General features: G+C 69.0%; 24 protein-coding genes and 1 tRNA gene. 12 read left to right on the top strand and 13 right to left on the bottom strand.

The window, feature by feature from the left end:
- Positions 1–68: 68 nt before the first annotated feature.
- Positions 69–506 (bottom strand): SLBB domain-containing protein, encoded by a 438-nt coding sequence (locus AB0L40_RS08540; RefSeq protein WP_364352112.1) that lies wholly within the window; start codon positions 504–506, stop codon positions 69–71.
- A gap of 410 nt (positions 507–916) precedes the next feature.
- On the bottom strand, positions 917–3616 hold the full coding sequence (gene leuS / locus AB0L40_RS08535; protein ID WP_364352109.1) for a leucine--tRNA ligase: 2700 nt from the start codon (positions 3614–3616) through the stop codon (positions 917–919).
- A gap of 256 nt (positions 3617–3872) precedes the next feature.
- Between leuS and AB0L40_RS08530 the strand changes: the two genes are divergently transcribed.
- The 7 genes from AB0L40_RS08530 to AB0L40_RS08500 all read left to right on the top strand — a co-directional run bounded on the left by AB0L40_RS08530 (position 3873) and on the right by AB0L40_RS08500 (position 9128).
- On the top strand, positions 3873–4979 hold the full coding sequence (locus tag AB0L40_RS08530) for a hypothetical protein (RefSeq protein ID WP_364352107.1): 1107 nt from the start codon (positions 3873–3875) through the stop codon (positions 4977–4979).
- A 106-nt stretch (positions 4980–5085) separates the two neighbouring features.
- Positions 5086–5700 (top strand): TetR family transcriptional regulator, encoded by a 615-nt coding sequence (locus AB0L40_RS08525; protein ID WP_364352104.1) that lies wholly within the window; start codon positions 5086–5088, stop codon positions 5698–5700.
- Complete coding sequence (locus AB0L40_RS08520) at positions 5697–6461, top strand: SDR family oxidoreductase (protein ID WP_364352101.1); 765 nt, start codon at positions 5697–5699, stop codon at positions 6459–6461. The genes AB0L40_RS08525 and AB0L40_RS08520 overlap by 4 nt, the downstream gene beginning before the upstream one ends.
- A gap of 328 nt (positions 6462–6789) precedes the next feature.
- Positions 6790–7134, top strand: coding sequence for a helix-turn-helix domain-containing protein (locus AB0L40_RS08515; protein ID WP_364352124.1), 345 nt, complete (start codon positions 6790–6792; stop codon positions 7132–7134).
- Positions 7131–8177 carry a pyridoxamine 5'-phosphate oxidase family protein gene (locus AB0L40_RS08510; protein WP_364352098.1) on the top strand — a complete coding sequence of 349 codons (1047 nt, stop codon included), beginning with the start codon at positions 7131–7133 and terminating at the stop codon, positions 8175–8177. Before AB0L40_RS08515 ends, AB0L40_RS08510 begins: the two co-directional genes overlap by 4 nt.
- A 106-nt stretch (positions 8178–8283) precedes the next feature.
- A tRNA-Ala gene (locus tag AB0L40_RS08505) sits at positions 8284–8356 on the top strand.
- A gap of 220 nt (positions 8357–8576) precedes the next feature.
- Positions 8577–9128, top strand: coding sequence for a hypothetical protein (locus tag AB0L40_RS08500; protein WP_364352095.1), 552 nt, complete (start codon positions 8577–8579; stop codon positions 9126–9128).
- Positions 9129–9229: 101 nt separating this feature from the next.
- Here AB0L40_RS08500 and AB0L40_RS08495 read toward each other — a convergent pair whose 3' ends face one another.
- The 3 genes from AB0L40_RS08495 to AB0L40_RS08485 all read right to left on the bottom strand — a co-directional run bounded on the left by AB0L40_RS08495 (position 9230) and on the right by AB0L40_RS08485 (position 12571).
- Entirely contained in the window at positions 9230–10786 is a 1557-nt protein-coding gene (locus tag AB0L40_RS08495) for a CHAP domain-containing protein (protein ID WP_364352092.1), read from the bottom strand.
- Positions 10787–11040: 254 nt separating this feature from the next.
- Positions 11041–12231, bottom strand: a complete 1191-nt coding sequence (locus tag AB0L40_RS08490; protein WP_364352089.1) for a hypothetical protein — start codon at positions 12229–12231, stop codon at positions 11041–11043.
- Positions 12232–12307: 76 nt separating this feature from the next.
- Positions 12308–12571: a hypothetical protein gene (locus tag AB0L40_RS08485; RefSeq protein WP_364352086.1), complete on the bottom strand. Its 264-nt coding sequence runs from the start codon at positions 12569–12571 to the stop codon at positions 12308–12310.
- A gap of 375 nt (positions 12572–12946) precedes the next feature.
- Here AB0L40_RS08485 and AB0L40_RS08480 point away from each other — a divergent pair, with 375 nt between their 5' ends.
- Positions 12947–13546 carry a recombinase family protein gene (locus AB0L40_RS08480; protein WP_364352083.1) on the top strand — a complete coding sequence of 200 codons (600 nt, stop codon included), beginning with the start codon at positions 12947–12949 and terminating at the stop codon, positions 13544–13546.
- Between the two features lie 25 nt (positions 13547–13571).
- Here the strand turns inward: AB0L40_RS08480 and AB0L40_RS08475 are convergent, their stop codons facing one another.
- Genes AB0L40_RS08475 through AB0L40_RS08465 form a run of 3 tightly spaced genes read right to left on the bottom strand, consistent with a single transcriptional unit; the run spans position 13572 to position 14849 of the window.
- Complete coding sequence (locus AB0L40_RS08475) at positions 13572–13775, bottom strand: hypothetical protein (protein WP_364352080.1); 204 nt, start codon at positions 13773–13775, stop codon at positions 13572–13574.
- 22 nt (positions 13776–13797) lie between these two features.
- Positions 13798–14607, bottom strand: coding sequence for a toll/interleukin-1 receptor domain-containing protein (locus AB0L40_RS08470; RefSeq protein WP_364352078.1), 810 nt, complete (start codon positions 14605–14607; stop codon positions 13798–13800).
- Entirely contained in the window at positions 14607–14849 is a 243-nt protein-coding gene (locus AB0L40_RS08465) for a DUF2188 domain-containing protein (protein WP_364352076.1), read from the bottom strand. Before AB0L40_RS08465 ends, AB0L40_RS08470 begins: the two co-directional genes overlap by 1 nt.
- A gap of 164 nt (positions 14850–15013) precedes the next feature.
- Between AB0L40_RS08465 and AB0L40_RS08460 the strand changes: the two genes are divergently transcribed.
- On the top strand, positions 15014–15850 hold the full coding sequence (locus tag AB0L40_RS08460) for an XRE family transcriptional regulator (RefSeq protein ID WP_364352074.1): 837 nt from the start codon (positions 15014–15016) through the stop codon (positions 15848–15850).
- Positions 15851–16059: 209 nt separating this feature from the next.
- Here the strand turns inward: AB0L40_RS08460 and mobF are convergent, their stop codons facing one another.
- Together mobF and AB0L40_RS08450 are read right to left on the bottom strand one after the other, a co-directional pair.
- Positions 16060–19383: a MobF family relaxase gene (gene mobF / locus AB0L40_RS08455; RefSeq protein WP_364352072.1), complete on the bottom strand. Its 3324-nt coding sequence runs from the start codon at positions 19381–19383 to the stop codon at positions 16060–16062.
- Between the two features lie 102 nt (positions 19384–19485).
- Positions 19486–20220 carry a hypothetical protein gene (locus tag AB0L40_RS08450; protein WP_364352069.1) on the bottom strand — a complete coding sequence of 245 codons (735 nt, stop codon included), beginning with the start codon at positions 20218–20220 and terminating at the stop codon, positions 19486–19488.
- Between the two features lie 169 nt (positions 20221–20389).
- Here AB0L40_RS08450 and AB0L40_RS08445 point away from each other — a divergent pair, with 169 nt between their 5' ends.
- Positions 20390–22009, top strand: a complete 1620-nt coding sequence (locus tag AB0L40_RS08445) for an N-6 DNA methylase (RefSeq protein WP_364352066.1) — start codon at positions 20390–20392, stop codon at positions 22007–22009.
- 68 nt (positions 22010–22077) lie between these two features.
- Positions 22078–23421, top strand: a complete 1344-nt coding sequence (locus AB0L40_RS08440; protein ID WP_364352063.1) for a hypothetical protein — start codon at positions 22078–22080, stop codon at positions 23419–23421.
- A 245-nt stretch (positions 23422–23666) separates the two neighbouring features.
- Here the strand turns inward: AB0L40_RS08440 and AB0L40_RS08435 are convergent, their stop codons facing one another.
- The gene (locus tag AB0L40_RS08435) at positions 23667–24335 is read right to left on the bottom strand and encodes a nuclease-related domain-containing protein (RefSeq protein ID WP_364352060.1); all 669 of its coding nucleotides are present in this window, start codon (positions 24333–24335) and stop codon (positions 23667–23669) included.
- Between the two features lie 325 nt (positions 24336–24660).
- Here AB0L40_RS08435 and AB0L40_RS08430 point away from each other — a divergent pair, with 325 nt between their 5' ends.
- A complete protein-coding gene (locus AB0L40_RS08430; protein WP_364352058.1) occupies positions 24661–25095 on the top strand; it encodes a hypothetical protein in 435 nt (144 codons plus the stop codon).
- Here AB0L40_RS08430 and AB0L40_RS08425 read toward each other — a convergent pair.
- Together AB0L40_RS08425 and AB0L40_RS08420 are read right to left on the bottom strand one after the other, a co-directional pair.
- The gene (locus AB0L40_RS08425; protein WP_364352055.1) at positions 25044–26216 is read right to left on the bottom strand and encodes a hypothetical protein; all 1173 of its coding nucleotides are present in this window, start codon (positions 26214–26216) and stop codon (positions 25044–25046) included. The genes AB0L40_RS08430 and AB0L40_RS08425 overlap by 52 nt on opposite strands.
- 195 nt (positions 26217–26411) lie before the next feature.
- Positions 26412–26747 (bottom strand): helix-turn-helix transcriptional regulator, encoded by a 336-nt coding sequence (locus AB0L40_RS08420; RefSeq protein ID WP_364352052.1) that lies wholly within the window; start codon positions 26745–26747, stop codon positions 26412–26414.
- Between the last annotated feature and the right edge of the window lie 5 nt (positions 26748–26752).

The following is a 26752-nucleotide window of genomic DNA, read 5'->3' as shown; positions in this document are numbered from 1 at the left end:
CTGCAGGATGATGACCCGTCGCTTCAACGCAACCGCAAGGTCCGCAAGCTCCAGGTGCGCCCTGAACGTCACCCGTCGCGGACCGGCGCCGCGAGGTTCAGCGCCTGGCGGTCCCCGTCGCGCGTCGCGCCGCCCGCGCGCTTCACGGCGTCGTTCACCCGGTCCCCGTCGCGGAGCGCGTAGACGCCGGGCCGCCGGACCTCGCCGGTGACGTGGACCGTGACCCGGCCGGACCCGCCGGACAGCGTGGCCGTCGCACCGGCGGACCCGCCGGCAGCGTCGCCGGACGCCCCGCCGGCCTGGCCACCGTCCCCCGACGCCCCTCCACCCGTGGAGGTGAACGATCCCGACGAGCCACCGCGCGAGGATCCGCCGCCGGCCCCCGACGCCACGGTCCCGGCCCCGCCCCCATCGGCCACCGACACTGCGACGCGCGCGGCCATCGCCCCGAGGAGGGCGGCGGCGAGAGCCCCGAGGACGAGGCGCACCCAGGGACGATCCAGCACTCCGCCGAGGCTACGAACGCCCGCGTTGCGTGGGACGTCCCGAACGTGCCGCGCCCGTGCCGACTTTGGCGGCGGGGGCCGCGGGCACCGACGGGGGGGGGCGGGCGGCGGGCGGCGGGCGGCAGCGGGGGCGCGCGGCGGGCCCCGGAGGCGGGCTCGGGCAGCGGGCTCCACCACACGGGCCAGGGCTGCCCAGCGGCGTGAGCTGACCCCTGGCACGCCCTGGACGTGTTCCGGATCGGCCCCGCGGGGGTGGATCCGGAACACGACCCGACGACCGGTGGCGCGGCCCAGACGTGCTCCGGATCGGCCCCGTAGGAGGGAGTCGATCCGGAACTCGACGCGGCCCCGCGCCGCGCGCGGCGCGCCCCGCGGCCGGCCGGCCGACCGCCCACCAGACCGGTGCGTCCCTACCGCACCACCACGTTGACGAGCTTCCCCGGGACCACGACGACCTTCACGACCGTCTTGCCCTCGAGGAACGGCTGCAGCTTCTCGCGGCCCATCGCCAGCGTCTCCAGCTCGTCCTTCGACGCGCCGGTCGGGGCCATCACGCGGTCGCGGACCTTGCCCTGGACCTGGACGACGAGCTCGAACTCGTCGCGCTCCAGGTAGCGCTGCTCGGCCTCGGGCCACGGCTGCTCCCAGACGCGGGTGCCCGTCAGGCGCTCGTAGGCCTCGGCCGTCAGGTGCGGCGCGAACGGCTGCAGCAGCGTGTTGGCCGTCGTCAGCGCGAAGCGGATCGCGGCCCAGCCCGACGCCGTCGCGATCGACCAGGACTCCAGGGCCTCCGGGTCGAAGGTCTCGTTGCCGAGGTCGTCGACCTCCAGCGGCTTCGGCTTCGACTCGACCAGCCGGTTGCGCCGCGAGGAGACCGCGTTGACGAGCTCCATCACCGCGGAGATCGCCGTGTTGAACGCGAAGCGGCCGTCGAGGTCCTGCGTGACCTTGTCGATCGCCCAGTGCGCCTTGCGGACGAGCTCCAGGTCGTCGCCCTCGGGGGACGCGGGGGCCAGGATGCCGGCCACGACCGTGTGCGGCTCGGCGGACGCGACGCCGGAGTCGGCGTCGTTCGCCGCCTCGTCGCCCGGACGCACCGCGCCGCGCACGCCGGACGGACCGCCGACGCGCTCGGCGGCCTCGGCCGACAGCCGCCACAGGCGCCCGAGGAACCGCGAGACGCCCTCGACGCCCTCGTCGGACCAGTCGGCGTCCTGGTCCGGCGGGCCCATGAAGCAGACGTAGGTCCGCGCGGTGTCGACGCCGTAGCGGTCGATGATCGCCCGCGGGGCGACGACGTTCCCCTTGGACTTGGACATCTTCGCCCCGTCCTTGGTGATCATCCCCTGCGTGAACAGGTTCTGGAACGGCTCGTTGACGTTCAGGACGCCCAGGTCCGTCAGCGCCTTGCAGAAGAACCGCGCGTAGAGCAGGTGCAGGATCGCGTGCTCGACGCCGCCGATGTACTGGTCGACCGGCATCCAGCGGTTGGTCGCCTTCGGGTCGAACGGCGCGTCGGCGTTCTGCGCGTCGGTGTAGCGCAGGAAGTACCAGGAGGAGTCGACGAAGGTGTCCAGCGTGTCCGTCTCGCGCTTGGCGGGACCGCCGCAGGTCGGGCAGGTGGTGGTGACCCAGTCCTCCGCCGCGGCCAGGGGCGAGCGGCCCTTCGGCTTGTAGTCCTCGACGTCGGGCAGGACGACCGGCAGCTGGTCCTCGGGCACCGGCACCATGCCGTGCTCGGGGCAGTGGATCACCGGGATCGGGCAGCCCCAGTAGCGCTGGCGCGAGACGAGCCAGTCGCGCAGGCGGAAGTTGATCGCCTCCTCGCCCTTGCCCTCGCCCTTCAGCCACTCGTTCATCGCCGCGAGCGCCTCGCGGTTGTGGCGCCCGTCGAAGTCCGGGTGCGAGTCGACGACCGGGCCGTCGCCGATGTACGGCAACGCCTCGGGCGACAGCTCCCACGCGGCGTCGTCGCCCAGGTGGTCGTCCGGGGCGCCCTCGTTGGCACCCTGGATGACCCGCTTGACCGGCAGCTCGTACGCCTGCGCGAAGTCGAAGTCGCGCTGGTCGTGGCCGGGGACCGCCATGATCGCGCCGGTGCCGTAGTCCATGAGGACGTAGTCCGCGACGTACATCGGCAGCCGGTCGCCGTTGACGGGGTTGACGACGTGGCGGCCGAGGAAGACGCCGGTCTTCGGCTTGTCGGCCGCGCCGCGCTCGCCGCGCTCGGCGGTCAGCGCCTGCTGGACATACGCCTTGACCTCGGCCTCGCGGTCGGTCCCCGCCACCAGCGCGGTGACGTCGGGGTGCTCCGGGGCGAGGACGAAGAACGTCGCGCCGAAGAGCGTGTCCGGGCGGGTGGTGAAGACCTCGTAGTCGTCGCCGGTCTCCTCGCACTGGAACGACACGCGCGCGCCGGCCGAGCGGCCGATCCAGTTGCGCTGCATCGTCTTGACGTGCTCGGGCCACTGGATCGTGTCCAGGTCGTCGATCAGCCGCTGTGCGTAGTCGGTGATCTTCAGGAACCACTGCTCGAGCTGGCGGATCTCCACCAGCGCGCCGGAGCGCTCGCCGCGGCCGTCGATGACCTGCTCGTTGGCGAGCACCGACTCCTCGACCGGATCCCAGTTGACCGCGGCGCTGCGGCGCTCGACCAGCCCGCCGGCGAGCAGCTTCAGGAACAGCCACTGCGTCCAGCGGTAGTACTCGGGCCGGTGCGTCGCGATCTCGCGCGACCAGTCGATCGACACGCCCCAGTCGCGGAACTGCTCCTGGAACGACGCGATCGACTTCTCCGTCGCGTCGCGCGGGTGCTGGCCGGTCTTGATCGCGTTGTTCTCCGCCGGCAGGCCGAACGCGTCGTAGCCCAGCGGGTGCAGGACCGTCTTGCCCTGGCGCCGCTTGAAGTGCGCCACGGCGTCGCCGATGGAGTAGTTCTTCAGGTGCCCGACGTGCGGCTCGCCCGACGGGTACGGCAGCATCTCGAGGACGTAGACCGGGTCGACGGCTGGATCGTCGAGGACGGCGTTGTCGACCTCCCAGGTCTTCTCCTCCGCCCACACACGCTGCCAGCGGGGCTCGATGTCCTGAGGATCGTAACGGTGCTCCATGCGCGACCTTCCATGGTAGAGCGGACCTCTGTACATCGGTCTATAGGCCCACCGCCACCGCGTCGGGGAGGGACCCGAACGTACGGGCCGCACCGGGTGCCGGCAACTCCGGGTGCACCGGGACCTCTATCCATCGCCAACGAGGTACCTAGGCCGTGAGGCCGCGGCGTGCGGCGTACCCGGCGGGCGTCGAGGTCGAGGCCGGACACCTCCTCCCGCCCGACACGGGAGCCGCGCGGTCTGGGATCCTCGCCGGATGGCAGGACGCCCCCGACCGCGCCTCGCGCGGCCCGACGACGACCTGGCGTGGCTCCCAGGCGCCTCGTCGGCCCCGGGGGACCAGGTCGCGCGGATCGTCGCCGCCGCCGAGGAGACGGCCGAGACCCTGCGCAACGACGCGGTCAAGGCCGCCAACGCGCAGGTCGCCGAGGCCGAGGCGCGCGCGAACGCCCGGATCGCCGAGGCCGAGCGGGCCGCCGCGATGCGCGTCGCGGCCGCCGAGGCCGAGGCCGAGGACCTGCTCGCCGAGGCCCGGGCCACGGCCGAGCAGGTGATCCTCGACGGCCGCGCGCGCATCCAGCAGGAGGGCACCGCCGCCGAGCGCGAGGCGGCAGAGCAGGCCGAGCAGCTGCGCCGCCAGGCGATCCAGGAGGGCGAGCGGCGCCTGCGGGAGGCCGAGCAGGAGGCCAGCCGCCTGGAGTCCGCCACGCGCGTCACGGTCGGCGACGAGCGCGCCCGGGCCGAGCAGACCGCGGCCGAGGTCACCCGCGAGGCGACCGAGCGCGCCCAGGCACTGCTCGCCCAGGCGCAGGCCGACGCCGCCCGCCGCGTCGGAGAGGCCGAGGCGCGCGCCTCCGAGCTGCGCCAGCACTCCGAGGCCACCGCCCGGCAGGTCACCGAGGCCGCCCGGACCACCCACGAGGAGGCCGTCCGCCTGGCCGCCGCCACGGAGGACGAGGTCCAGAAGCGCTCCAACGCCTCGCTGCGCCGGGCCCGCGAGGTCGCCCAGCACGTCCTGCGCGAGGGCGAGACGCTGGCCCAGGACCTCCGCGAGCTCGGCCGCTCCCTGGACGTCAACGCGAAGATCCTCCTCGACGACGTCCGCGCGACCCACGCCGCGCTCGTCGGAGCGCTGGACCGGGTGACGCCGAGGCCGGCGGACCGGCCGGCGCGCACGCCCCCGCGGGACCGCGACGCCGAGAGGCGGGCGTCCGAGCGGCGGCCGCGGGAGGTCGGACGCGGCACCACCGGCGGCCCCCGCCAGCTCGGTCCGGGATCGTCGTCGAGCACCGGCTCACGGCTCCGCGAGAACAACGGTCCGGACCGCCCGCTCGAGCCGCCGGACTTCCTGCGCGGCAGCTGACCGCGCGCGGTCTCCGCCGCGTCCGGCGACCCGCATCCCGCCGCGCCGGAGCCCAGGATCCCCGTGTTTTGGCAGTTTCTGCCAGTAGGGGAGTAGCGTCGGTGACGTGCCCAGTCCGCGGCTGACCCGATCGATGCTCGAGGCCTCCGAGGCCGTGTGCCTGTTCTACGTGCAGCGTGGGTCGGTGGCGTTCAAGGGCGACGAGCTCGCGGACGCCGCGGGGCTGTCGGAGCGCACCTTCTACCGGTACTTCCCGACGAAGCACGAGGCCGTGCGCCCGGTGCTCGACTGGGGCTCGACACTCCTGGCCGACACCATCCGCACCCGCACCGACCTCGCGATCAGCGAGGCGGTGATCGCCGGCTTCGACCTCGGGGTCGGCGGCGAGCACGCGGCCCGCACCCGCGGGCTGTTCCCGCTGCTGTTCCGCGACGCCGGCCTGCGCGCGGTCCTGCTGCAGGCGTTCCACGACGGCGAGGAGCTGGTCCGCCCGGCGCTCGCCGAGCGCCTCGGCGTGGACGCGCCGTCCGTCCGCGCCCGCGTGGCCTCGGCGACGACGTTCGCGGTGATCCGCGTGGCCCTGGAGGAGCTGATCGACGCGGGACGGGATCCCGTCGACGCGCTCCGGGAGGCCATCGCCGAGCTCTCGATCTTCTCCCACGCCCGGCCGGATCACCGGTCAGGGCCTCACGAACACCTCAAGAGGAGCACCACACCATGACGGAGACGTCCTTCCGTTCCCTCGACCTGACGGGCAAGAGCATCATCGTCACCGGCGCCGCCAGTGGCATCGGCCGGGCCACCGCGATCCTGCTGGCCGCCCGCGGCGCGTCGGTCGCGGTCGCCGACTTCGACGAGGCCGGCGGCGCCGAGACCGTCGAGCAGATCACCACGGCCGGCGGCACCGCCCGCTTCTTCCGCACCGACGTGTCGCAGGAGGACAGCGTCGCGGCGCTCGTCGCCGGCACCGTCGAGGCCTTCGGCGGGCTCCACGGCGCGTTCAACAACGCCGGGATCGGCCCGCAGTCCGCGCTGCACGAGACCACCCTGGAGGAGTGGAACCGCGCGATCGGGATCAACCTGACCGGCGTCTTCCTCTCCCTGAAGCACGAGATCGCGTACATGGTGGAGCACGGCGGCGGCGCGATCGTCAACACCTCGTCGCTCGCCGCCAACAACACCGTGCCCGGGATGCCGGGCTACATCGCGAGCAAGACCGGCGTCATCGGCCTGACCCGCTCCGCGTCCCTCGACTACGCCAAGCGGGGCATCCGGGTCAACGTGATCCTCCCGGGCTCGATCCGCACCCCGATGCTGGGCGCGGTCATGGAGGACCCGGTCCTCGCCGCCCAGCTCGAGGCCACCCAGCCCCTGGGCGACCCGATCGACATCGCGGAGCAGGCGGCCTGGCTGCTCTCCGACGCCGCGAAGTTCACGACGGGCACGCAGTTCATCGTCGACGGCGGGGCCAGCGTCGTCTGAGGCTGCAGCGCGGCGATATGGGCAAACGTGATTCCGTGATTTCGGAATCACCGGCACATGGCCGACGACCGCATCGCCGCGCTCGAGTCCCGGGTCGCGTCGCTGGAGCAGGGCATCGCGACGCTGCTCGAGCGCTCGGCGCCCGCGCACACCGGCGCCGCAGCGGACCTGCACCACGACGACGCGGGCGAGGCGACGAGCACCACGCGCCCGGCGGCCCGGCGCCGGCGCCGCCCCGCCCCCGACGCCCCCGGCACGCCCCGGAGCCGACGACGCCCTCCGGGCCCTCAACGGCCTGACCGAGCGCCTCCCGTCGCCCGGCGCCGTGATGCTCGTCGGCGCGGTCGACCTGCCCGACGGCCGCGTCGCCCGGTGGCAGGAGGGCCGCACCACCGACGCGCTGCTGTCCGACGACTGGGAGGACGTGGCCGACGTGCTGGCCGCCCTCGCGCACCCGGTGCGCCTGCGGCTGCTGCGCACACTGGCCGACGGCGCCCGGACCGCCCGCGAGCTGACCGAGCTCGACGGAATGGGCACCAGCGGGCAGGTCTACCACCACCTTCGCCAGCTGGTCGCGGCCGGCTGGCTGAGCAGCCGCTCCGGCGGCCGGTTCGAGATCCCCCCCGAGCGGGTCGTCCCACTCCTGACCACCGTCCTCGGAGGCCGCCGATGAAGCGCTCCATCGCCCGACTGCAGACCACCTGGCTGCGCCTGTTCGCCCTGGTCATCGGCGCGACGGTCGCGATGAACCTCCCGTGGATCGCGGGGATGACGGTGCTGCTGTCCCTCGTCCGCCCGCCGCGCACCGACCGCGAGCCGGTCGTCGTCGACCCGCCCGTCCGCGGCCGCTGGAAGGCGCTGAACAGCCCGGCGTCCGCGGGCCCCAGCCACCGGACGCACGCCTACGGCCAGACCTACGCGATCGACGTGGCGCAGCCCCGCCCGGGCGAGCGCCTCGGCTGGGGCCTCGGCCTGCGGCCCCCGGAGCCCTCCCCGGCCTTCGGCGCCCCGGTCACCGCCGTGGCCGAGAGGACGCCGAAGCCGAGGAGATCCGCGCGTTCGCCACGACGGGACCCGCCGCGCGCCGATGAGTTCCCCGGGCCGCTGGGGTCGGAGATGGTGAACGCCGGGCGGCACCGCGCCGCCCGGTGCCCCGACCCGAAGGAGCGCCCCATGTCCCGCACCACCGAGCCGACCGGCGAGATCCACGGCTACTCGCATGCCGACGCCTCTCCCACGCCCTGGCCGACCGCCCGCGACCTGGTCCGCGACGCCGAGCTCTTCTGGATCTCGACCGTCCGTCCCGACGGCCGCCCCCACGTCACCCCGTTGATCGCGGTCTGGCACGACGACGCGATCTGGTTCTCCACCGGCGCCGAGGAGCGCAAGGCCCGCAATCTCGCCGCGAACCCGGCCTGCATCCTCACCACCGGCACCAGCTCCCTCGCCGACGGCCTGGACGTGATCCTCGAGGGCACCGCCGAGCAGATCACCGACGTCCCCACCCTCACCCCGGTCGCCGCCGCCTACGGAGCAAAGTACGGCACCGACGTCTGGGCCTTCCGCGCCGTCGAGGGCGGCTTCGCCCACGCGAGCCCGGTCAACGACGACCTGGTCGACATCGACTCCCTCGTCTTCCGCGTCCGCCCCGACCGCGGCCTGGGCTTCTTCCACGGCGACCAGTTCAGCCAAACGACCTGGCAGTTCGCGACCTGACGAGGCTTCCTCGCGGGCCGGGCCCCGTCGCTCCCGGGCGCACCGCCAGCGGAGGGCACCCGCACGACCTCCTCGGACCTTCCCGTGGTACCTTGCTCGTCGCGCTGGGGCTATAGCTCAGCTGGAAGAGCGCCTGCATGGCATGCAGGAGGTCGACGGTTCGAGCCCGTCTAGCTCCACCTCAGCGGCAACACCGGAACCCCCGTCCATGACGGGGGTTTCCTCGTTCTCGGGGGCGAACCGGGTGCCCCCAGAATCTGGCGTAGATTTTTGCGTAGCGCTTTTGCGTAGCGGGTTCCGAGACTGTTTTGCGTAGCGCTTTCGCGTAGCGCCCTCGCGGTCGCCATGCCAGGCTCTGGCTATGAGTGTGTCCTCGATCCCGAGGCCATCCTGGCTGCGTTGACCGAGACGGCGTCGGCGCTAGGCCGCGGCAACCGTGACGCTGCCGATCTCCAGATCGAGACCATCGCGTTCGAGCCTCGACCCGTCGAGAAGCGCCCGTCGATGTCGCCCGCAGAGACAGCGCGAATCTTCCAGCGCGATCACTTCACGTGCTGTTACTGCGGCCGGCGAACGATCCCGTCCGTCGTTATGCGCTGCTTCAGCGCCTTGCGGCCCAGGCAGTTCCCGTTCCACCCTCACGGCAAGACCAGTGAGGCGCACTTCGCTTACTGGGTGGTGTTGTCGAGTCTCGAGCATCTCGAGGCCGGCACCCGCGGCGGTGACTGGACCGACGAAGAGAACCTCGCGTGGGCATGCTGGCCGTGCAATCAGGCCAAGGGCAACTCAGCGAAGAGCGAGCGGTTCACCGTGCGGGCGCCCGCCGACGGACGTGGGACGGGCTGGCCGGGGTCTATCCGGAGCTTTTGGGTCCTTGCGGGTCGTCCGAAGCGCAGCGCTAACGCGCCGTGGCTCCGGGCCTGGCACGGCGTGGTCCCGAACCCCTCCTGACGGCGCCCCGTCACCGCCGGCTGCCGCGGCCCGCAGCGCCCGATTACCGGCCGACGGACAACCGGACGCCCGCTGCGCCGACTCGGAGACGGCAGAGGCACCTAGTCTGTCGGCAGCGCGATGGCGCGGGCGTCCCCCGCGGAGGTTTGGGCCTGGAATGGCTGGCCGAGATCGGACTTTACGAGTGCGGTGCCGTTTGCAGTGACGACCCCGATTCGATTTCCTCCGAGCGCGATGTCGAGTGCGTCGCCGGCGCCTGTCTGGGCTTGAAAAGGCTGCCCAAGGTCGGGGCTCACCAGCGCCGTGCCGTTCGCCGTGATCACGCCGACTCGCGATCCGGACAGGGCAATCGCCGTGGCGTCTCCGGGGGCCGTCACAGCTTCGAACGGTTGCCCGAGGTCACGCTTCACCATCGCAGTCCCGTTCGCGGTGATCACTCCCACACGCGTTCCCGAAAGGGCGATGGCTCGTGCGTCTCCCTGACCGGTCTGAGCCTCAAAGGGCTGACCGAAGTCGCGCTTGACGAGGGCGGTGCCGTTGGCGGAAACCACGCCGATTCGAGATCCCCCGAGCGCGAGGTCAAGGGCGTCCGCGGCACCCGTTTGAGCCTCGAAACCCTGCCCGGAATCGCGCTTAACGAGTGCGGTCCCATTGGCGGTGACGACGCCGATACGAGGACCCGAGAGGGCGATGGCCTTCGCGTCGTCTGGGCCCGTCTGGGGCTGGAACGCCTTCCCTGCCCCGCCCTTGACCAGCGCAGCACCGCTGCCCGAAATGATGCCTCCGGCATCGGAGAACGTCGGCGCGGGCGAAGTGCCGGTGCCACCAAGTCCGCTGCCAGACGGACCCCCGTAGATGTAACCCTGAAAGTTCGTGATCGCGGCGGGGTTCATCGGGATCGTCCGGCAACTGCCCTTCCAGTCGTAATTGCACTCGGTGACGATCACCCGGCTCGGAGACTCGACTCGCTCGACGTATGCAACGTGCCCATACGATGCGCTGTTCGGAACGCCCCAGACGACCAGGGCACCGGCAACCGGCTGACTCCCCGTCGGGAAACCTCCACGCCGGGCGTTGACGAGCCATTGTCCGCCGTCCCAGACGTAGTAGCCGCCGCCTCGTCCGCCGCCGCTCGGGACGCCGCGAGCGACCGACGTGTCGTAGACGTCGCGGCGCTTCTGCCACGCCAAGCACGTGCACTGCTTGAGCGGCGGCGAGTTGAACGGACCGCAGTCGTCGCCACCGAGCCCGGCGATCTCGCCATCCGGGTTCGCAAGTGAGGCCGGGTCACCGATCGGCCCCTTTCCGGTCTTGTTGCCCGTGACAACGAGGACGCGTCGGGTGGCGACACCCTTTGCCTTTCCCTTGGTGCAGGTGACCTTGAACCTCCATGTGCCCGACGGCGAAGTCGGAAGGATCTGCCAGCGCCACGATGCCCGACCCTTCTTTGTCGCCTTGACCTTCGCGAGCGTCTGGCTGACCTTCTTGACGCTGACGTTCGTCCTGCACGTCGCGCCGCTCTTCGTCCGCGCCGAGACGAGGATCGTCTTCGCCCCTTGCGCGGCGGCTCGCAGCTTCGGCACCGGCTGCGTGACGAACGGAGGCTTTTTCTTCGCCTTCGCTTCGCTCGAGCTCGGCGCGCCCAGGACCGCGACCAACGTGAGAATGGCCGCGAGTAGAACCGCTGCCCGTCGCACGAACTGTTGCGGCGCTGAATGCCGAGCGTCGGCAGTTCGTGGGCGATGGCGGGCTGGTTGAAGCACCGGCGCACCGTACACGGTTCACCGCCGCTTTTCGATCGTCTCGCCCGCGGTTATTCGCAGCGGCCAGAGCGATCAATCACCGCCACAGATGGTCCGCTCGACGCGCGATATCCAGTGAACGGTGAACTGCCCATCGCTGGAACGGTCCACTAGAAGATTGACCGGTACTGCCGATCCAGAAACGCGGTTGGTCCCGGCTCACCTACGAGCTTCTCCAGAACGAAGCCATCTAGCGCGCCCAACCCGAGTCCCAGGGGTAGCCCGATCCCGGGAATCAGCCCTGCACCCGTTGTGATTCCGAACCGGACTACCCGTCCGAAAGTGCTCGTCGCGGTCCCTGCAACTCGACTGCGGAAGTTGGCAACACGTTCTTCGATCTCTACCGAGTCGGCGGCGCTGAACGTTCTGAGCCACGAGCGAAACTCTCTGCACTCCGAGCTCCGTCGAATTTCTAGGAGTCGATCGACATCAACTTGATCGCCTGACCCGGGCGCCGCAATATCGGGGAGCCCAGACAACGTCACGACCTGATTGAACCGCTCGGTTTGGCCCTCGGGCATTACGCTCTTCGCAAAGAACGCCAGCTTGCCCTCAAAGATCGGCAGTTCATCCGGCTGGAACCCCGACACGGCGCCAAGAGCCTGCATCTCCTCCAACCGCACATTCACCCCCCCTATCGCGAACAATGCTTCTCGGACAAGGTCGTGGCGCTGTTCGGATTCGATGCCGAACTTGGCAAGGTTCGTAGCAACCCGGAAGGACCCGCCGCCCAGGGCGGCTACGTCGATCCATAGTTCAGACGTTTCGTCACGACGCATCAGCCCGTGAGTCCGCAGGACGTGCCGCAGGGCGGCGGCATGCAGCTCGTGGTTCTCAGATGCGAGGTCCAACTCAAGCTGAGCTACTGCCGCGACTCCGAACCCATTCGGCAAAGGCACGAAGCATTCCTCGAGCACGCTCAAGAAAGACGATGTCTCGTGCTTCGAGCACGAAGCGTTCAGCGATGCCTCTAGGTCGTCGGAGACGTGCCCGAACCACGACTGTGGTGGCACATCCCACCCGAGATTAATTCGGAAATTTCCGCCGTTGACCCTCCCCCGGCTCGCACTAGATTCTCCCGGACCGGCGCCAAAATCAGCGAGCGTCCTCGAGTCGCACATGATCTGAAAATCACCGTGCTCGAGCAGGGCTGTCAGTTGCTCGATTCCGAACGAACGGATCAAGTGTGGGAACTCCCGCAGGCTGGATGAATCGATGACGTTCGATTCGAACAACAAAGCCCGCAAGAGCAACCCGCCTGCGTCGGCACCGACAACAGTGCCCGTCGCAGGATCGTTCACCGAGCAAGGGGCGATCACTCGCCCTTGGTTGACAGTTCGAATCTCGCTGTCCGGCTAGAAGCAGTTCTCGTGCTGTTCAGGAATTTCGGCCGACAATGTCGTACCCGTGAAGCAAATCAGCGACGCGCTCGAGAGCGTCGATCTGAAGCATCATGCCTGCATTTGCGGGAAAGGCGGACACCTGAGACGGATTCATGCCGTGCAGAAGCAGATGGTCGCCCTGCGCGGCCTCAAGTCGCCCCCAGCCCAGCCTCGCGAGCATGTTATTCGCTGCTGTAATTCGACTCTCTCTTTCAGATGCGCCGAGCGTTGCCGATGCGAACTTGTACTCAAGTGCCACGCGGTGTCTCCGTCTATGAGGAGGGGCGGTCGTTAGCGGTAGAAAGTACACGCCAGCCCACATTGAATCGCGGGGTCCGGTTCCACGAATCTCACTCGTGACCCGCGGCTCCGTTGCAGACGACTCGCCGAGAACGGTGCCTCGGTCCCGACCGTCGGACTTGGCTTCGGGTTGGCGGGCGCTCGATGGAGCGGCCCCACCAGTCCGCTTTCGACCGCGGCCTCAACGTCTAGGGTCACAAACGGACGTCTATGACACGAAGAGCGGCTCCGTGCGCCAACCCGAAGGACACTGGGCGTGTCGAAGGTCAGAACCAGTGGTCAAATTCAACGGTTCGCGATCGAGGGCGTCCGCGGGTTCTAACACGCTGCCCGGGTGCAGACGCCCTCAACCGCCCCCGCGAGATCCGGAACCGGTGCGCTGATCGGGTACGCGCGCGTCTCGACCGTCGACCAGAGTCCGCAGCTCGACGCGCTCGAACAGGCCCGTTGCGCCAAGCTCTTCGTCGACCACGCCTCCGGCGCAAAGACCGACCGACCCGAGCTCGCGGCCGCCCTCGAGTACGCGCGCGCCGGCGACACCCTGTGCATCTGGAAGCTCGACCGTCTCGGCCGGTCCCTCCCCCACCTCATCGAGATCGCCGCACAGCTCGCCGACCGCGACGTCGCGCTGCGATCGCTGACCGAGCAGATCGACACCGCCAGTGCCGGCGGCCGCTTCATCTTCCACATGTTCGGCGCCCTGGCCGAGTTCGAACGCGACCTCATCCGCGAACGCACCCACGCCGGCCTCGCTGCCGCCCGCGCTCGCGGCCGCAAGGGCGGCCGCAAGACCGTCATGACGCCCCAGAAGATTCGCGCGGCCGAGGCGCTTCGGGCCGCCAAAGAGGAGCACGGACGCCACAGCCACACCTTCAACGACGTCGCCCAGACCATCGGCGTCAGCCTGCCCACAATCATCCGCCACTGCACGTGAGCCGAGGCGACGCCGGCGGGCGCGACTATGCGCCTCCGACGTCGATGGGTGCAGGAAGCCCGAGCTGGGGGTAGATCCACTCGATCAGACGGTCCGCCTGGTGTTGAGCATGCTCCATCAGCACCTGCGTGACGATCTCGGGGTAGAACACCATCGCGAAGAGCGCGATCGCTGCTGCGACTCCTGAGACCCAGGCTCGCAGCAAAGCCCAACCGTCGAAGACATCCATGCGATCTCGGTGCCGCAGCGGCTCAGGCCGCTGCGGCGTCGGCTTCCGGCAGAACGGCCGCGGCGATCTTCTGGGCGATCACGTCGAGCGAGTCTCGCGCGGTCTCGAAGCCGGCGAGATCCGGAAGGATGCCGCTGTACTCCGAGACCTGCTCGAACGTCACGTTGTGCAGGACGGGAATCAGGGTGCTCTTGCGGAGCAGTGCCCCAAGCTCTCGCTCAGTCCAGAAACGCCCGGCGATGTAGGCAGGCGTCAACAGCACCAGGCCCGCACGAGCCCTCTGTAGCCCTTTGTCCATCTGCAGCGACTGACTCTGCCCCGGCACGATCGCGAGCTCGTCGAACCAGACGCGAACGCCGAGGTGCTCGAGCTGCTGGCGGAGCTGGTCGCCAACGATCCCACCGTCGAGGCGCGCGTAGCTGAGAAAGACGTCCCACTCGCGGTCGTCCCGGCCGAGCGTCGCCGCCTGGACCCGGTCGGCCAGCCCCTGCTCCTCGAGCGTGTACCGAGGCCCCGACGCCGCAGATCGCAACTGACGATTGAGGCCTGAGACCACCTTCTCGTTGTGAGCGTTCACCCGTGCGACCTCTCGGTTGAAGCGGCCGACCTCCTGGCGGTTGGCCGCCTCGACTCGCCGGTTGTGCCGCTCCGCCTCCCGGTTGTGGTCCGCGACGATCTTCCGGTTGTGCTGGTCGACCTTGCGGTTGTGGGCGTCGACCTGCCGCTGCGTCTCCCGGTTGGCCTGATCGACCTGGCGCTTCCACGCCTGCTCCGCCTTGCGCTGTGCGGCGCGCATCTCACGCTGCCATTTCGCGGCGTCGAACCCGGACATCAGTGCTCCCGATCCTTCGGCGGGAACGGGTCGTTCCCGGGTGCGATCGTGTCCTTCGATCTGATCCGCCCGTTGGGCCGATGGGTGATCCGCTCGCCGCCCCCGAGGTTGGTCAGGATCTCGGCCGCCCGGCGGTCAGCATCTCGCTGAGTCGGGAGGTTCGCACTCGAGCGCTGCGCCCCCGGCGCCTTGACGTCCCACGAACCGTCGGACTTCTGTGTCACGTGCCTGCTGTTGGTCATACGGGTTTCCTCACTCGTGCCTGCTACCGACGTAGCTTTTTCCCGGTAAAAGCGCTATCTTTCGCCCGGCAGCACGTGCTGCCTACCGCGCTCGGTATCTCCGAACGGTATGTACGGTTGCAGATCGTTGGCCGCGTGTCAACGATCGAGGACGGGAGACCTCGATGACGGACACCAAAGCCTGGGTTGCGCAGGCCATTCGCGCTGCCCGGGAGCAGCGAGGCTGGTCGCAGGGCGAGCTGGCACGCCAGCTGTCGCGCACCCAGACGGCAATCTCCTATTGGGAGTCGGGTAAGCGCACGCCCGGCCTCGAGGACGTGATGGAACTTGCCCGCGTGCTTGAGCGGGAGCCGGCGGACTTTTTGCCGCCGACCACCTCTCGGCGCCCGGTCCGCGCGGTGCTGCGGTCGACGGCCGAGCGCCTAGCGATCAGCGACGTCGACGCCGCCATCGATCGCCTTCTCGAAATGGCCGACCGACGAGAAATGCCCGCGAAGGACATCAACGTTCGCTCGCGACAGCCTCAGACGGCTGCGAACGAGCTCCTCGAGAAGGCCGCGGTCGACCGGGAACCCGTCGACGTACAGGCCCTCGCCGAGCGCTGCGGCGCGATGGTCATCCACGTTCCCTTCCCCGACGAGCTATCCGGGTTGATCTTTGCCGAGCGAGGCGGCGCAGTCATCGGCATCAACGCCAGTCATCCCGAACGTCGGCAGCGCTTCTCCCTGGCCCACGAGTGCGGCCACATGGTCTTCGGCCACCACCTCAGTGTCTCGGACCCACAGCTTCACCTCGACGTGAAAGTCGAGGAGGGCTCGCCCCCCGGCTATGACTGGCGGCAAGAACGCGCTTCCAACGACTTCGCGGCAGAGCTCCTCATGCCCCGCCGCTTCGTGTCGGCCGCCTTCAACACCGAGAGGGACATCAGCGCCCTTGCGCAGAGATTCAACGTGTCCGAGATCGCGATGACCTACCGCCTCGCCAACCTCGGCCTGCACTGAACGGCCGGCCCAGGGGCCGCTGCTTCGCGCCGAGACTGGGCCCGACCCGCCACACGTCCGCTTTTTGATCGCCGGGCATGGGGCGACCCCGATCGGCGACAGCAGATTATCCGTCGCCAACTCGATCGCCGCCGACGGCCGGTGCCGCCGCCCCGAAGCGCGATAGCGTGCAGAACGTCACCCACGGAGTCCACGTCGAGAGTGCGGGCTCACCAGCCTAGATCGGCCCCGTGGCCGGGAGGCTCCGGGCCGCGCTCGATCGCCTCTCGCACCACGTGAACAGTGCGTGCCGCCCGGGCCCATCCGCGACCCTCGTCCGCATCAGCGGGCTGCTCGGCGCTCAGACCCGACACAGGCTCCCGCGGCCGATAGCGGAGCTCGTGCTTCGCGATCCCTCGCGCAGCGTGATCCCATTCCTCAGCGAGCGCGTAGTCGCTGGGCCGGGGACCGAGCTGTCGCGTCGCCCAGCGGGGCTGCCAGCGGACCTCACGGTCCGCGACGGCATTCAAGCCTCGCTCGACCCGTGATGTGATGCCCCGCAGCTCGTTGTCGAGGTCGTCGAAGTCCCGGCGCAGCGTCGTCGGATCGCCCGGCAGTCGGTGTGCGGCCACGTCTCGGCGTGCCTCGGCCTCGCGAATCGCTGTGTCGGCGCCAGCGATCGCGCCTCTGAGGGTGTTGCGTTCCGCAGTGTGCTCATCCGCCGGCGCGCGGAGGAACCGCTTTCTCGGATCCGGCAGAGACTGGAGGCGCTTGACGAGCGACGCTCGCTGCGTCTGGACGCGGTGCAAGCGGCTGGCGGCATCCTCGTACGCACGCAGGTCGTGTGTCGGGAACGCGCGACGCTGCTCCTGAAGGCGGCTCTGCTCGTCCAGCAAGCCCGCGATGCGCTGGCGATCGGCGAGGTCCGGCGGGTCGGGGTTTGTAGAAACGTCCCTCGCGGGCGGCGCGGAGGTCGGCGCCAGCACATCCGGCGGGTTGGGGAGCCGCCGCTCGTCGGGTTCTGCCAGCCGATCGACGGCCAGGTCTTCGTCGTCACGAACCGTCATGCGCTGGGCGACCTGATCGAGGATCTCCGTCCGCGTTGCACGGGGCGGCCGGTAGCTGGGCGCGATCTCGTCGCGGTGCTCGTCGTCATCGTCGTGGGGTGCGACGACGTGGAGTTCGGTGGCGTCGCGGGCGCGGGAGAGCGCGGTGTAGCTCCAGCCGCGGGTGAGCTCCCACGGTTCGGCGACGACCGCTGCCCACTCGACGGTGCCGCCCTGCATCCCGTGGCCGGTCAAGGCGTAGGCGGGCTCGACGTGCCCGGCGACGTAGTCCGCGGGGAGCTCGCGAGCTGCGCCGGTGTCGGTGCGGAGGGTGATGCCGTCCTCGGTTGCCGACTGGACGGTGCCGCGGGTGCCGTTGTCGACGTCCAGCTCCCAATTGTTCCGCCGACAGATGATGCGGTCGCCGGCAGCAACGGTCACCGGTCCGTAGTCGTGGTCCACCCCCAGCCCGCCGAGGTCACGTCGTACCTCGCGGGCCCGGTCGTTGAGAGCCCGACGCGCGTCGTTGTCCCGCGCGATCAGGACCGCCGACGCCAACCCGTGGTCGTCGACGGCCGACGCCCACGCCGCCACGGCTCGGTCCATCCCGTTCCGAGGCAGGTCGTGAACGGTGACGCGTCCGGCCTGGTCCGCCCACTCGAGGTACGGAACGCTGTGGCCCTCGTGAAGTTGCCCGAGGGCTCGCCGCTCGTCGGGGTCTCGCTGGCGGCGGACCTGGTCGAGGCGATGGTGGCCGACGCGTTCGCCGACGGCGCGCATCCATCCGCCGGCCTGCACCGACGGCAATTGCCCAGGGTCACCGATCGCGATCACCTTGACCCCGCGGTCCTCGGCCCAGCGGAGCATCCGTTCGGTCTGGCGGGTCGAGGCCATCGCGGCCTCGTCGAGGATCACGACGTCCGCGAGCTTCGCCTTGGGTTCACGCTCGATCGCGGCGATCATGCTGTGCAGGGTGCGGGACCCGGTGATCCCTGCTTCGTCCGCCAGTTCTCGGACCGCCCGGCCCGTCGGAGCCACCCCGACGACATGCAGTCCCGCCGACTCGTAGGTCTGGCGGAGCACTCCGGCGGTGTACGTCTTGCCGGTGCCGGCGAGCGCTTCGACGACGTCGACACCGTTGCCCGATCCGGCGACGACGCGGACTGCGGCCGTCTGCTCGTCGCTGAGCGTGCGGTCGGATGTCGCCAGTGCGCGGTCGACGTGGCGGTCCGAGAGGCGAGCGACGCCCTCCCCCGCCCTGCCGGCCGCGGTGGCGACCAGGCGCCGCTCGGTGGCGACAAGGTCGTCGGTCGTGAACAGCCGGTCCTGCTCGCCCGGACGGTCGAGCTCATCGGACAGCTGAACATCGCGGACGTCCTCGCGCCTCAGGAACTCACGCGCTTGATCGCGGACGTCGACGACGCGCGCACCCTGCTGGTGGGCCTCGGCGTACTCGCGGACCGCGTCGCGTGCGAAGAACGTGTTGGCCATCTCGGTCAGACCTGTCGGGCCCGCCAGCCGGGCGTCGAGCGCCGCGAAATCGACCGGCGGCCCGCCAATCCGCACCCCGCGGGAGAGGTCCTTGCGGCCTTCGTCGACAAGCGCTTCAATCGCTTCGCGGTCCAGCCCGTGCTCGGCCGCGCGGGCGACGACCTCCTCGCGCCAGGTGACGGTGTCGACCTCGTAGGTCTTGCGACTCCGGGTGGCGAGCGCCGCGGACTCGGCACGGCCCTTGGTGTTCAGCGAGAACCCGTCACCTTCGGCCTGCTCGAGCATCTCCATCCGCCGACGCGAGAAGTGATCGCGCACGCCCTTCGGGACGCCGACCAGCTCGGCCGCGCCTTTCGAGACCGCGCCCCACTCCAAGCCGAGCCGGTCGCGGACTTCTGCTCGGAGGTGCGCCTGGTAGAGCGTGCCGGCGGTCTTCGCGTGCCGGTAGATGTGCCGGGCGTCGAGCGCCGTCCAGCGCCCGTCGGGACCTTGACTCGCGTTCACTGCGACGACGTGGGTGTGCAGCTGCGGATCCAACGACCGCGACAAGCGGTGCCGGTAGGCCGCGGCGACGAGGCCACCACCGGGCTGGACGACGACTCCGCCCTTCCCGCGGCGGACTTTCACGGCCGTGTCCTCGACGTACCGCAGCGCGGCCCCGACAGCGGCGTCGTGTGCCCTGACGAGTTCCCTCGACGTCTCGGGGTCCGCGACGGCGAAGAGCACCGATACGGATTTCGGTGCCGAGAACGTCAGGTCGTAGCCGGCGACCCTCACCTCGCTCCGACTCGACCGCAGTGCACGGTGGAGGCCGGGGTCGGACGGATCAATCCCGGCGGCCATCGCGCTCAGCTGTTCTGCCCGGACCTGACCGTCGAGGCCGAGCTGCTCGGCGCCGCGGCCGATCCATCGGCCGGGGGCTTCGCCCTTGCCCGAGTAGTAATCGTCCTGGCCGTGGGCCACCGTGCGCTCGTAGTAGCACTCCTGACCCGCGGCGAGCTTTCCGACGGACAGCATCCGGTGCGTTCACCGTACGCCCGCCGCACCCCGGGTGCAACTGTGTGCACGACGAGCGACAGCGAGGAGGGCAGCGATCATCCAAACGCATGCCGCACTGCCCTAGTCCAAGGGCGGTCGGCGCTCGAAGGTCACCTCTTCGGAGCTGCCGTCGGCGTATTCGGTGGTGAGCGACATCTTGGTAAGGGCGCTGGGGATCGGGATCACCACGGGACCTGCTTGGCCCATCTGCACAAGGATTCGGCGCTCGAAGTCTTCGGGCGGTTCAACGGTCGGATCTTGGAGTTGCGCCTCACGGCGGGGACGGAGGGGCCGGCCCCGCGGCGGGACCTCCAGCCGGACGGGCTCCTCTTGCTCTCGCAGGATGAGCTCGTCCGCTCGCTCGTGCCGACTGACGATCGCCCGTCGAACGATCTTCCCGTAGCCGGTCAAGGCCGCGAGGTTGAGGACGAACGAGAGCGGCTGACTAACGATCGCGCCGTAGATCACCACGCTCGCTTGCAGCACGACGTCGAGTGACCCGGGGTCCGCCCGCTGAACCTGAAAGCCGTCACTTCGCCGCATGAGGGCCCGCCCAGAAAGCTCCAAAGGGTCGACGCCCCGGGCGATCGCAGCAGCCGTACGTCGAGCCTCCCGATCGACCGTTCCAAGGGCCTCTGCGAGCTCGGATGCTGCCGGCGCGGCGTCAAAGAGCAGGTGCAGAGCGGCTCTCCCCGAGGTCCTCAACTCGACGGAATCGTTCGGTTCGCTCCAGGGATCCGGAAGCAGATCCGAGATACTCACCTCCCGGGCAGAGAGCCTGCGGTATTGGTCATGAATGCGGGACGTCTCGTACACACCCGGCATGGTCGAGGACGGACACCCTCCGCGTCGGGCGCTCGCGAGCCGACATGGACGCAGTGGCGGAAGACCGATCCCGCGGCCTGGCGTCGCTACGCTCCGCCCGTGTCCCGACCTCGTGTCTTGATCCCCCGTCCAAAGCACGCATCGACGTCTGAGAGCGACCGTGGACACGCCCGCTGACATCGTCGCCCGCCTCGCGTCACCGAAGCCCGGGCGAACCGAAGCGGACCTACAGAGCGACGTCCGAAAACTCCTACTCGACGCGCCACTGTCGATCAGCGATGAGGACGTCGCGGAGATCGCGCTTGAAGCCCAGGTTGGCGGTGGACGACGCATCGACGTCGAGATCGGATCCGCGGCGATCGAATGCAAGCGAACGCTGACCGCGAGTGCGAGCGATCTCAAGAAGTGGGAGGAGCAGCTCGCCGGCTATGTCCGGGACCGAACCGAACAACTCGGGCGCAGGTACATCGGGATCCTCACCGACGGTGCGCGCTGGCGGCTGTATCACCTGATTCCCAGCGGGACGGTGGCTTTTGTCGACGAGATCGACGTTGCCGGCCGTGACGACGCTGAGCGGCTGGTCTCGTGGCTCGATGCGGTACTGGCGACGACGGAACACCTGACCCCCACCCCCGAGCTCATCTCACGGCGTCTGGGTGCGGGCTCGCCGAGCTTCGATCTCGACCTCGCGGATCTTCACGCCCTCTACGCGGCAGTCCGCAATGACCCTGAAGTCCGTGTCAAGCGAGAGCTCTGGACTCGGCTCCTCGCCGCGGCGCTCGGGACCAACTTCGAAGCCAGCGACAGCCTCTTCGTCACGCACACCTATCTCGTGCTGACGGCCGAATTGATCGCGCATGCGGTGATCGGGCTCCCCGTCGATACGCCTGGCGGCAATGTCCGCGATCTGCTCGAAGGCCAAGTCTTTGATCAGGCCGGCCTGCACGGCATCGTCGAAGCCGACTTCTTCGACTGGCCCGCCGTAGCCCCCCAGGGCGCTCCCATCGTTCGGGCAATCGGCCGACGGCTCGGTCGCTACGACTGGACCCAGGTGGGGCACGACGTCATGAAAGCGCTCTACGAGAGCGTGATCGACACCGAGACCCGCCAGCGGCTCGGCGAGTACTACACCCCTGACTGGCTCGCCCAGCGCATGGTGCGAGAGACGTTCAAAGATCCCTCCACTGAGCGGCTTCTTGATCCCTCTTGCGGATCGGGAACGTTCCTGTTTTGGGCGGTCCGTCACGCGCTCGCGCACTTCGACGCCGAGGGCCTCAGCAACCGTGAGGCGCTTGAACTCCTCGTGAGCCGCGTCCATGGGATCGACCTGCATCCTGTCGCGGTCACGCTCGCTCGAGTCACTTATCTCCTAGCGATCGGCCCGGAGCGGATTAAGGACCGCGGGGAGTTGACCATCCCGGTCTTCCTCGGCGACAGCGTCCGCTGGGAGCAGGAGAACACGCTCTTTTCCGACGGCGGCATCACCATCAAGACAACAGATGGGATGGAGCTCTTCACCGACCGGCAACTGCACTTTCCCGAGGGAGTCCTCACCGATCCGACGCGCTTTGACCGCCTTGTTGATGCCCTGGCGACGAAGGCCGCCGACCGGGTCCCCGGGACGAAACCGCCGCCTGTCACCGGCATCCTCAACCGTCACTCGGTGCCGGCTGATGATCGCGAAGCCGTCGAGATCGTCTTCAAACAGCTCTGCCACCTGCACGACGCCGGGCGAGACCACGTGTGGGGTACTACGTCCGAAACCTTGCCCGCCCCCTGAGCTTTTCGCGCCCGGGCGGCCGCGCGCATGTGCTCGTCGGAAATCCGCCTTGGCTTTCCTACCGCAACATGCCGCCGGAGATTCAGGAGCGTTATCGAGAGCTCGCGAAAGCGCGCGGCCTCTGGATCGGCGGAAGCTCCGCCGCGACCCAGGACCTCTCGGACCTGTTCGTCGTACGCGCCGTCGAGCAGTATCTCCAGCCCGAAGGTCGGTTCTCCTTCGTCATGCCCTTCTCGGTTCTGTCGCGAAAGCAGTTCAAGGGGTTCAGAACTGGTGACTGGACCAGTAAGGGCACCGGACTATTCAGCGTCACCTTCGGCGAGCCGCATGATTACTCTCGCGTCAAGCCGCCGCTGTTCCCGGTCCCGTCCGTCGTCATATCCGGAACTCCTACGGCAGGTATCTCCGGGGCGATGCCCACGGACTCCGTGCGTTGGACGGGTCGCTTGGGGAACCACAATGTGCCGTGGGAGGATGCTGAGCCTTCGCTGCGGCAAGCGGCTGCCGCCACCGTTCTGGCCACGGACGCACCGGGATCGCCGTACCGAGCGAGGTTCCTGCAGGGCGCAACGATCGTCCCTCGTGTGCTGATGACGGTCAACGAAGTGGAAGCAGGGCCCCTCGGCGTCCCGCATGGCCGTCGCTCCGTCCGAAGCGAACGATCTCCCCTCGAGAAGGCGCCTTGGAAGAATTTGCCCTCGCTCGAAGCGGTCGTTGAGGAGCAGTTCCTCTTCCCGCTTCACCTGGGTGCGACAATCGTCGCTTACCGGGAGCGCGCGCCGAAGCTGTGCGTGATTCCCTGGCTCGAAGGCCGTCTGGTCGATGGACAAAGCGACGAGCTAGATCAGTACCCCGGTCTGGCCGCGTGGTGGCGCCAAGCCGAGCAGCTCTGGAACCTGAACAGCGCCGGGCGGATGTCGCTGCTGCAACGCATCGACTTCCAGCGCCTCCTCTTCAAGCAGTTTCCGCTGGCGGAACATCGCGTGGCCTATTCCGCAAGCGGTCAGCACCTGGCTGCGGCACGCATATCCGATCCGTCGGCCCTGATCGAACATAAGCTCTACTGGGCACGCTGCAGCAGCTTGGAGGAGGCTCGATATCTCGCCGGCGTCCTCAACAGCACAGCCTTGGCCGATGCCGTCCGTCCGCTCCAGTCCCAGGGCCAACACAATCCGCGAGATTTTGATCTCAACGTTTTCGCCTGGCCCTTTCCGGCGTACGATGCCGCGTCCGATCTTCACGCGCGGATCGTCGAGCTATCGACTCAAGCAGAAGACGTAGCAACCTCACTGGAGCTCGATCCCGCTCGTTCGTTTCAGGTGGCGCGACGAGTCACCCGGGAGGCGCTTGTCGAAACCGGCATCGGGGGGGAAATCGATGCTCTCGTCCCTGACCTCGTCGGCGGCGGCTGACGGTCTGCCGCCGACCCACGGCTGTGCGCCGCGACGCCGACAAGCACCGCGAAGTCGGCGCGGGACGTCGGCCCCGACGTCGAAGAGACTCCCGGGCTGCACGCCTCACATGTAGCTCGCGCCGCTACGACCGGCTAGTGGTCACTTGCGACCACTCGTCACCCGTGACTACTGATCACTCGGTCCGTATCACCGGCAAGACGCTGGCTAGGTCCGGTTAGGGGTCGTCCCGGAGGGTGCCGGGGTCACGCGACCGGGAAACGCTCGGCGAGCACGATCGCCGTGGACCGGATCCTGTCGGTGGCCAAGACGTCGCCGCGGTTGATGCGCTTCGTTAGCGGTTTGGGGTGCAGGAGCGGAAAGCCGCGGAACTTCAGCGTGCCCAGGAGCGGCAGGTCGGCGTCGACGATGCAGAGCGCACCCTGAACGGGGACGCCTGGGGAGATCGCCTCCACGGCGTTGCTCACAAGGGCAACCTGCTTAGCGAGGCCGTCGATCAGTTTGGTCTGATCCCGACCGTTGATCGTGAGCTTCGCCTTTCCGATGAGCGGGGCGTTTACGGCGACCTTGCCGGTGTAGCGCTTGGTGTCGATGACCCAAATCCCGGACGGTGCGATCGCGATGTGATCGATGTTTGCGTGCGTCCGCGGGACGCGGCGGTCGTGCAGCACGACCGCTTCCGGCCGGAGCCGCTCGCCGAGGACCTTTGCGACGTGCTCCTCCCCCTTCGCACCGCGCGCCCACACCGTCTCGTGGGTCGGGTCCTCCCGGAGCGCGAGGAGCGCCCCGCCGATGTGCGGGTGACGCTCTCGGGTTCGCGCCTCGCGGTTCGCCCGACGCCGTTCGTGTTCCCGACGTGCACTCGCCCCCGCGGTGCCGGTGTCGAGACGCTGCGGATCGGGATCACTGCTCACCGTGTGGGGAACGGCATCCGGGTGGGTCTTCGCAAGCGTTCGCGGCGGCGGTCGACGGATGGTGAGGCCGCCTGGGCATCTGGCTGACGCTGCGGGAGGACCGCTGCCGACGGTGGCGAACACCGGGGAGGTGCCTGCTCAGCGATCCCGACGTGCCGCCTTGCGTCTGGTCCACGACGCAGACAAAGCGCCGGTCCCACGCCGTCCGCGCGTTCGAGACCTCGGTGCGGCCCCTTTTCGCCCCGGTGAGCTTCCGGTGACGGAGATCGTTCGTCTGTCTCCCAAAGCGCGAGCCGGGGTAGCTGAACGAGCCTCAGCCGACCAAGTGCCGGAGTCGCTCTGGGTTCGACTCACGGTCGAAGCAAGTCGAGTGTTTCGCGAAGTCTGCGCGATCACCGGGCTTGACCGTGCTCCCCTCGAACGCGCACTAGACGAAGCGGCCCGCCGCCAGTTGACCCTCGCGCCGTCGGGCGATCGTGACGTCTGTCCATACGTCGCAGCCCTCACCGATGGCCAGCCCGGTTCGAGTGCCGACGACATCGTCCTTCGTATCTCGGTCGAGATGCGAGCGTCATGGGAACGCTGTGCCCTCGAGCGGCGTTCGACTCTCGATGCGTGGATCGAGGCGTGCCTGACCGAACGGACCGAGCGCGCCGTCCGCTGGGAGATCGCTGCGGCCTCCGAGGGCCGCACGCTGGCCGAATGGATCTACGCGTCAGCTCTTGCTGCCCCGGCGTCGACCGCGTCGTCGAGTGCTTGAGCCCACCGGCGCGATTGAGTGAGGCCCTCACGGCGGAGTCGCTCGGCGAATCGTCCCGGGCCGAGCCGATAGGCCTGTCGTCCTTCGTAAGTGAGCAGGTGGGCGTTGTGACGCCGGACGTCGGCCTCAGTTGCATCCGCGAGAAGCGCCCGGCATCCCGTGTGCCCGCACGGCGGGATGGAGCCGGCCTGACTACGACGCCGGGCATCGACTACGGGCATGCGCTCCAGCCGCCCCGGCACTAGGTACTTGAGGTGCGCCGAGCGTCGGTGTCCGCCGTCGTGCCGAGCGTTCAGGCGTGAGCTTCGATAAATCCGCGTCCCCGAGATTGAGCCCGCAGCGCCCATAGCGTGCGCGACCGGCGAGAACTCCCCGACTCCGTCGACGATGACATCGAACCCTTCGGCAATGAACGCACCGACAAGGCGGAGATACCCGGCGAGCGCCTCCTCGTCCTGCATCACCTCGTTCATCTCGACGACAGTCAAGACAAGCGTGGTGCACCGGCCGCCGAATCCGGCCGAGTAGCGCTTGGCGAGAAGTTCGGCTGCGCCGTTAAGGGCGAACTCTCTGTGGAGTCGGACCCATGCCGCGACCTGCTGATCGGGAAGAAGCTCGAGCGTGGCAAGGAGGCACCGGAGGCTCGCATCGAGCCACGGATCCGTGTGAGAGCGAACCGTGAAGTAGGGCGCGATGACCTGCTCGGTGTTGGCCTGCGATTCGATCGCCGCCCGGCACAGTGCGTCGATTTCTGCAGGATTCCCGAGCTTCGCGTGGGTGACCGGAAGGTCTATGGACCTAGCGATGTGCGTTCGAGCTGTGCGTTTGAGCTCGTTATCGTCGTCGCCCTCGAGCTCGGTCAACCGCCAAGTCTCGATCTCGAGGAAGTACGGGATTGACAGGCGCTCGACCTCGTGGCGGAGTTCAAAGCCCCGAAGCGGCGCGCCGGGGAGGGCGAGCTGCGGACCGTCGGGGCCGTCCCAATGCGGCGCGTCGAACTGCGCGCAGATGATGACTCCATCGGCGTGCTGTCCCACATCCGCGAGCGTGGGCAGCTCGTTGTACTCAAGCCGGATGTAGTGCTGGGGATTGCGTCCGCGTGTCGGATCTGATCCAACCATCGAACGTATGCTCGCATCGGGATCGGACGAGTCGGTAACACCGTTCCGGCGATGTTTGGGCGCGCTCGCGTACTGCGCAGGCAATCTCGTGCCGGCCTGGGACTGGGGCCATCGTCGGCAACGTCAACCAGAGCAAAGATCGAGACACCGGTTCCTTTGCTAATGCCCGGAGCACGGACCCCCTCCAATACCGCGTCACTGGGGCCGCGACAACGCCCCTGCGACGTCGATCTCCTCGTCTTCGAACGTGGCCACGAAGCGAAGCTTGCCGCCGAGCGCGGCGACGTAGCGCTCGAGCGTCGAAACCCGCAGGTCCTCCCCCGCCCGCTCGATCGTCGACACCCGCGGCCGGCTGACCTCGAGGCGCTCGGCGAGCACGGCTTGGCTGATGCCGCGATGTTCGCGGAGCTCGTGCAGCGCGACCTCGGCCTCCAGGCTCTCGACAAGAGCGGCCCGACGCGCGGCGCGCTCAGGGCTGTCCGGGCGCTGTGAGCGGATCTCGGCGGCGGTCTTGGGCTTCGTGAAGGCCATGGTGG

The organism is Patulibacter sp. NPDC049589, from assembly GCF_040675535.1.
In the GTDB taxonomy this organism is placed as follows: Bacteria; Actinomycetota; Thermoleophilia; order Solirubrobacterales; family Solirubrobacteraceae; genus Patulibacter.
The sequence above is the reverse complement of the archived record's forward strand: the minus strand, read 5'-3'. Positions and strand labels throughout refer to the sequence as shown.